The organism is Pseudomonas sp. SDO524_S393 (genome assembly GCF_054071875.1).
This window is the reverse complement of sequence record NZ_JBSVVZ010000072.1, coordinates 23491-30162: the sequence shown is the minus strand read 5'-3', so window position 1 is coordinate 30162 and position 6672 is coordinate 23491. Positions and strand designations below refer to the sequence as shown.

Sequence of the window (6672 nt, the reverse complement as noted above, 5' to 3'; positions counted from 1 at the left end):
CCTGTTACCGCCGTGAAAGGGCGGTGTCCTAGGCCACTAGACGAAGGGGACACACGTACAACATTCACTCCCTGCCGCGTTTCGCTGTGTGCTTTACGCTGCAAGTGGCGCGCATTCTATGGATGGATTGAAAGGTCGTCAACCCCCAAGGATAAATTTATTTAAATCAATGACTTCGCCGTGCTTTGCGGGCTTTGTGGGCATTTTGCCCGTCCGGGCTTTGACGCCTATATTCTGGCGCCCGACAAGACGCTATAGTTCAGGCTGGCAAATGATGGCAATGTGCATCCATGCAGGGAACGCCAACCTATAGAGAAGAAAGCCGCTGGGCAACTGGTCGAACAGTCCTATCCGCCAGATGGCCCAATCACTACACTCCACTGTAAACCCTATAAAGAGGTCACACCGGTGACACCACTCATGATCACCCTGCTGGTAATAGCCGGGATCGCAATACTGATCGCCATTGGCTACATGAACCACGTGGTGGAAAACAACAAGCTGGAAAAGAAGCGCACCGAGATCGAACTCAACGATCGCCTGCGCCGTTGCGGTGAAATCACCGAGACCTTCCCCGGCCAGTTGATGACCCCGGCACTCAAGCTGTTGCTGACCCGACTCGAGCTCAACGTCAACCAGCGCCTGTTGGCCCTCAACAAGTCCAGCGCACCGCTCAAGGCCCGTGTCGCCGAATTGAACACCCTGGCAGCCCAGGGCGAATCGATCCCGGTGAACAACCCGCCCTCCCCGATCCAGACCGAAGCCAAGGCCAAAGATGTGCGCTTCCTGCTCGAAGCCCTGCATGGCCAGGTCACCCGTGCGGCCCAGGACGGTTTCCTGCCGGCCAACGAAGCCAAGCACTGGATCCGGGAAATTCGTCATATCCTGGTGTTGTTGCATATCGAGTTCTTCAACAACCTCGGCCAGCATGCCTTGCAGCAAGGCCAGCCCGGCCAGGCCCGCCTGGCTTTCGAGCGTGGCGTGCAGTACCTGCGCAAGCAACCGGAACCGGTGGTCTACAGCGCCCAGTTGCAATTGCTGGAGAAACAACTGGCACGCGCCAACTCCACGGTGCTCACCAACAGCAAGCCGGCCGAAGACGAGGTCAACGAATTGACCGAAGGCCTGAAAGTGGTGGACGCCGACGCCGACTGGAAAAAGAAAGTCATCTACGACTGATCGCTACACCTGTGGTGGGCGGGCCCGCTCACCACCTCCCTCTATGCAACATGCCATCACTTTGCATCTATCCTCCGCCCCGCGACTAGCGTAAAAACATGCCCCTCACTCCGTGAAGTCAGAGGCCTGCTATGCCTGTCGCCATCATTGATGGACAACCGCTGCACTACCTTGACCAGGGCACCGGCCCGGTCGTTCTGCTGGGCTCGAGCTACCTGTGGGGCCGCGAAATGTGGGCGCCGCAGATCGAAGCCCTGTCGCAACAGTACCGCGTCATCGTGCCTGAGCTGTGGGGTCATGGCGAATCGGGCCAGTTGCCTGAGCACACTCGCTCACTGGACGACCTGGCACGCCAGACCCTGGCGTTGCTGGACCACCTGGATATCGCCCAGACCAACCTGGTGGGCCTGTCGGTCGGCGGCATGTGGGGCGCACGCCTGGCATTGCTCGCCCCGGAACGCATCAACAGCCTGGTGCTGATGGACACCTACCTCGGCGCCGAGCCTGAGGCGACCCGCCAGTACTATTTCTCGCTGTTCAAGATGATCGAAGACGCCGGGGCTATCCCGGAGCCATTGCTGGACGTGGTCGCACCGATCTTCTTCCGTCCGGACATCGACCGTGAATCCGCGCTGTACCAGGACTTCCGCCAGGCCTTGCAGGCATTCCCCAGGGAGCGCCTGCTCAATAGCATCGTCCCGCTGGGCCGGGTGATCTTCAGCCGTGATGATGTACTTGAGCAACTGTCACGCCTGGACGCCGATACCACCCTGGTCATGTGCGGCGAGCAAGACAAACCCCGTCCGCCGGCAGAGTCGCAGGAAATGGCCGAGCTCATTGGCTGCAGCCTGATCCTGATCCCGAATGCCGGGCATATCTCCGCCAGGGAAAACCCCGACTTCGTCAATGAAGCGCTGCTGACGTTCCTCGCCAACAACGCCTGAGGTGCCTGCCCTTTGGTCGCTGCGCGCGGGCAGCGATCAAAGGCGGAAGTGCCCCACCATTCCCTTGAGTTCAGCCCCCAACTGCGCCAGCTGAATGCTCGACGCGGCGTTGCCCTGCATGCTCAACGCCGATTGATCGGCGCTCGCACGAATACTGGTCACACTGCGATTGATCTCTTCGGCCACCGAGCTTTGCTCCTCGGCGGCGGCGGCGATCTGCTGGTTCATCTGCTGGATCAACGACACCGCCACAGCGATGCTGCCGAGCGCGCTTTCGGTTTCCAGCGCATCGCTGACCGCCAGTTTCACCAGTTCCCCGCTCTGCTGGATCTGCTGTACCGATGATTGCGCAGCACTGCGCAAGGTACTGACCAGCCGCTCGATTTCTTCGGTCGATTGCTGGGTGCGCTTGGCCAATGCCCGCACTTCATCGGCCACCACCGCAAACCCGCGGCCCTGCTCGCCTGCGCGGGCGGCCTCGATAGCGGCGTTGAGCGCCAGCAGGTTGGTTTGCTCGGCCACGCTTTTGATCACGCTCAACACCGTGCCGATATGCTGGATTTCCGCACTCAGGCTTTCGATGCTGGCGCTGGCACTGGTGCTCGAGGTCGCCAACAATTCGATACGCTGCAAACTCTGGCGCACCACCTGCTGACCGCTGTCGACCTTGTCATCCGCCGTCTGGGCAGCCTGCGCCGCTTCTTCGGCGTTGCGCGCCACATCATGCACCGTGGCGGTCATCTGGTTCATGGCCGTGGCCACCTGTTCGGTCTCTTCCTTCTGGCTGCTGACCTCGACATTGGTCTGCTCGGTGACGCTGGACAGCGAATGGGCGGAACTCGCCAGTTGCTCGATACCCGCCTGCAACCCGCTGACCATCTGGCTCAGGCCGTTGCCCATCTGCTGCATGGCCTGCATCAACTGGCCGATTTCGTCGCGACGGCTGACTTCCATTCGCCCGCTCAGATCGCCCGAGGCAATCTGCTGCGCCACCGCGATCACACTGCGCAGAGGCGCGACGATCAGGCGGGTAATCACCCACGCGGCAATCAACCCCACCAACAGGGCCAAAGCCGACGACCCCACGATCAACAGCGCGCTTTTCTTCAACTGCGCCTGCATCGACTGGTCTTCGGCGTCATACGCCTGGTTGACCCGGCTGACCACTTGGTCGGCACGATCATGCAGTTGCTTGTAGACCCCTTTTTCCTGGGCCAGCAACCCGGTGTATTCGCCGAGTTTTTCGCTGAAAGAGGCGATATGCCCCGAAACCTCGCCGAGCACCGTCTGGTAGCCCGCATCCTTGACCGAGGCTTTCAGTTGCTCGACCTGAGCCAGGGCCTGATCAGCCTGCTCGATCTTGCCCTGCTCGGCATTGTCTTCATCGCCCTTGCGACTCTGGTCGAGGCGCACCCGGGCTTCGTTCATGGCTTGCAACATCAGCCGCGAGACCTGGCTGACCTGCCCGGCCTGTTCAATGAACTCTGCACCCTCCTTGCCCTGGCTTTCCTTGAGGCCATAGGCGCCGTCGTCCGCGAGGCCGGCCTGCAACACGTCGAGGTTGTTGGCGACGCTGGAGACCGACCAACTCGCCATCTCCAGGGCCAGGTCCTTGGTCTGGGTCAACTCGACAAACTCATCGAACGCCTTGCGATACGCCGCCAGGGCTTGCTCGACATCGGTCATCACCGGCACATTCGCCGCCGACTGCGTCTTGAGGCTCGCGGCCAGGGTGGCCAGGGCATCGACACTTTCATGCAGGGCATCGACGGATTTGGGGTCGGCGTGCAACGCATAGTCCTGCTCGATCAGGCGTACCTTCAGCAAACCACTATTGAGGGCGGACATGCTCTTGAGCCCTTCGAAGCGCTGCCCCACGGTTTGCAGGGACCACACGCCAATCGCCGCCACCACAGCGGTCAGCAAGAGCACCAGGGTGAAGCCCAGGCCCAGTTTTTTCGCCATACCCAGGTTGGCGAAACGTCGTTGCACGCCCGAAATCATTGCACTTGAATCCTCTCGCAATGGCAGATGCCATCAAGCCCGGTTTCCAGAACACGAGATTCGCAACGAGAAGGCATTGAACACAAGTCGTTGGCGCCGGAATAATGGCAAAAAGCTACACTCTCGTCGTTTTCAGAATGGTCGAGGTCGATCTGGCGGGCCCCATGGCTCGGAACAAGGCCAGTGCCCGCCGATCATCAGCATAGGCCACATTGATGCGCTGCCAGTCACTGTGTTCCTGCGTCGGACTGAACAGCGCCCCGGGAGACAGCAAGACCCCCAGCTTCCGTGCACAGGCCTGCAGCTGAGTACCCACCCCCAAACGAGGCCGGGCCCACAGGAACATGCCGCCTGCGGGCACGGCGAACACCTCCCACTCTTCATCCTCCAATACCTGCAAGGTCGCGGCCATCTGGGTTTTCAGCCGCCTGCGCAGGCGCTGCACCCATTTGCGATAGGTGCCATTGGCCAAGAGCGTGGCGATCACCGCTTCGGCAAACCGCGATGTGCCGAACCCCGTCAGGGTCTTCACGCTTGCCAGTTGCTCGATGAATGCGCTGCTCGCACAAAGATAGCCCACACGCAGGGCGCTGCTCAGGGTCTTGGAAAAACTCGAGACATAGATCACCCGCCCATCATGGGGCAATGCCGAAAGCCGGGCGCAACTGGCATGTTGCAAGTCGCCGAACACGTCCTCTTCGATGATCAGGAAATCGTCCCGGTGGGCCAGTTGCATGATGCGTTCGGCGGCCGCGCGTCCCAGGCTGGTCCCGGTGGGGTTGTGGTACAGGCTATTGATGAACAGGCATTTGGGACGATGACTCTGCAGCAGCGTTTCCAACCTCGAGATATCCGGCCCGCGGGAACTGCGCGGCAGCTCCAGCAGCGTGACCCCGTGAAAGGCCAGTTGTCGATACAGGTTGGCATACCCCGGTGTTTCAACAATGACCTTGTCACCCGCCTTGAGCAAGGTACGGATGAGCAAGTCCTGTGCATGGCTGGCGCCGGCCGTGGTGAGAATGCAATCGAGGCTGGTGGCCACCTGATTGCGGGCCAGGCGCTTGAGCAATTGCTCGCGCAGCGCCGGCAGGCCCAACGGGGTGCTGTAGTTGAACAGCCCGGCGGTATCGGTGCGGGTGACTTCCCGGATGGCGTAACTGATGTCATCGCTCTCGTGCCAGGCTTCCGGCAACCAGCCACATCCCAGCTTCAACTCGCCCAGCGGGCTATCGGTAAAAGTCCCCCAGCCTTGTTCGGCACCCTCATACCAATGCTGTTCAGGGAGCTTGAGCGGTTGCGCCACAACAAAACCCGCCCCCTGCCTGGAAGCCAGCAAACCTTGGGCTGCCATGCGCTCGAACGCTTCGATCACATTCGACTGGCTGAGCAGGTTGTCAAGCGCCACTTGCCGGATGGACGGGAGGCGCGTCCCGGGCTCGGCACCACTCGTGCGAATCCAATCCGTCATTGCACTGACGATTTGCTGCACCACCGGTACAGGGGCTTGCCGATCGATCCCTAATTCCATGCGCCACTCACTTCAACTGTCTGTTATTCAACCCCAGCAGTTAAGCACAGAAGCCCATCGTTTCCGGCCGCCACATTTTATTAAATTATTGATTTTATTGAATTATTTACCTATTGATACACATTCGACCAAGGCGTTTTGCCAGCTTGGGAAAAACCTCACAGCGCTCCAAACCGCTTTCGGGTGGAGCGCTGCCAGAGGTCCTAGATGGCGGTGGCGCCACCGTCGACCGCCAGGGCCTGACCGGTGGTGAACGCCGCACCGTCACTGCACAGGTACAACACCGCGCCGGCGATTTCCTCGACCTTGCCGATGCGCCCCACCGGGTGCATGGCTGCTGCGAATTCGGCCTTGCGTGGGTCGGCTTCATAGGCGCGGCGGAACATATCGGTATCGATCACCGCCGGGCACACCGCATTGACGCGGATTTTCTTTTTCGCGTATTCGATGGCCGCCGACTTGGTCAGACCGATCACCGCATGCTTGGACGCCGCATAAATACTCATCTTCGGCGCCGCGCCCAACCCCGCGACCGACGCCGTGTTGACGATGGCCCCGCCGCCCTGGGCCAACAGCAACGGCAATTGGTGCTTCATGCACAGCCACACGCCCTTGACGTTGACCCCCATGATCGCGTCGAACTCATCCAGGGTGCCGTCTGCCAGCTTGCCTTTCTCGATCTCGATCCCGGCGTTGTTGAAGGCATAGTCCAGTCGACCGTAAGCCGCGATGGTCTGCGCCATCAGTTGCTGGACATCCGCCTCCAGCGTGACGTTGCAGCGCACGAACAGCGCTTCGCCACCGCCCTGCTGGATCAGCGCAGCCGTGGCCTCGCCGCCCGCAGCATCCAGGTCGGCCACCACCACTTTCAAACCTTCCGCGGCGAACGCCAGCGCCGTGGCGCGGCCAATGCCGGCGGCGGCGCCGGTCACCAGGGCAACCTGGCCGGAAAACGTCATGCTCATGGGGAGATGTCCTCTGCAAGAAATAACCGTGGGCCGAGTCTAGCCAAGGCTG

Annotated in this window: 5 protein-coding genes and 1 pseudogene; 2 read left to right on the top strand and 4 right to left on the bottom strand. The window is 60.9% G+C overall.

The genetic code is table 11. The features are described 5' to 3' along the window. The first annotated feature begins 420 nt into the window (after positions 1-420). Together ACW9IB_RS24875 and ACW9IB_RS24870 are read left to right on the top strand one after the other, a co-directional pair. The gene (locus ACW9IB_RS24875; protein ID WP_457415870.1) at positions 421-1179 is read left to right on the top strand and encodes a hypothetical protein; all 759 of its coding nucleotides are present in this window, start codon (positions 421-423) and stop codon (positions 1177-1179) included. 131 nt (positions 1180-1310) lie between these two features. Further along, positions 1311-2123 carry an alpha/beta fold hydrolase gene (locus ACW9IB_RS24870; protein WP_457415869.1) on the top strand — a complete coding sequence of 271 codons (813 nt, stop codon included), beginning with the start codon at positions 1311-1313 and terminating at the stop codon, positions 2121-2123. Between the two features lie 36 nt (positions 2124-2159). Here ACW9IB_RS24870 and ACW9IB_RS24865 read toward each other — a convergent pair whose 3' ends face one another. From ACW9IB_RS24865 to ACW9IB_RS24850, 4 genes and pseudogenes are all read right to left on the bottom strand, one after another. Next, a complete protein-coding gene (locus ACW9IB_RS24865) occupies positions 2160-3002 on the bottom strand; it encodes a methyl-accepting chemotaxis protein (RefSeq protein WP_457366824.1) in 843 nt (280 codons plus the stop codon). A gap of 15 nt (positions 3003-3017) precedes the next feature. Beyond that, a pseudogene (locus ACW9IB_RS24860) lies at positions 3018-3245 on the bottom strand (HAMP domain-containing protein); the annotation flags it as partial. A gap of 997 nt (positions 3246-4242) precedes the next feature. Continuing rightward, on the bottom strand, positions 4243-5655 hold the full coding sequence (locus ACW9IB_RS24855; protein WP_457415868.1) for an aminotransferase-like domain-containing protein: 1413 nt from the start codon (positions 5653-5655) through the stop codon (positions 4243-4245). Positions 5656-5858: 203 nt separating this feature from the next. Continuing rightward, entirely contained in the window at positions 5859-6620 is a 762-nt protein-coding gene (locus ACW9IB_RS24850) for an SDR family oxidoreductase (RefSeq protein WP_457366799.1), read from the bottom strand. Positions 6621-6672 lie beyond the last annotated feature (52 nt).

Coding starts and splice junctions, on each gene's coding strand:
- ACW9IB_RS24865 (WP_457366824.1), bottom strand. CDS start 3,002: ATGGTCAGCGGGTTGCAGGCGGGTATCGAGCAACTGGCGAGTTCCGCC.
- ACW9IB_RS24875 (WP_457415870.1), top strand. CDS start 421: ATGATCACCCTGCTGGTAATAGCCGGGATCGCAATACTGATCGCCATT.
- ACW9IB_RS24855 (WP_457415868.1), bottom strand. CDS start 5,655: ATGGAATTAGGGATCGATCGGCAAGCCCCTGTACCGGTGGTGCAGCAA.
- ACW9IB_RS24870 (WP_457415869.1), top strand. CDS start 1,311: ATGCCTGTCGCCATCATTGATGGACAACCGCTGCACTACCTTGACCAG.
- ACW9IB_RS24850 (WP_457366799.1), bottom strand. CDS start 6,620: ATGAGCATGACGTTTTCCGGCCAGGTTGCCCTGGTGACCGGCGCCGCC.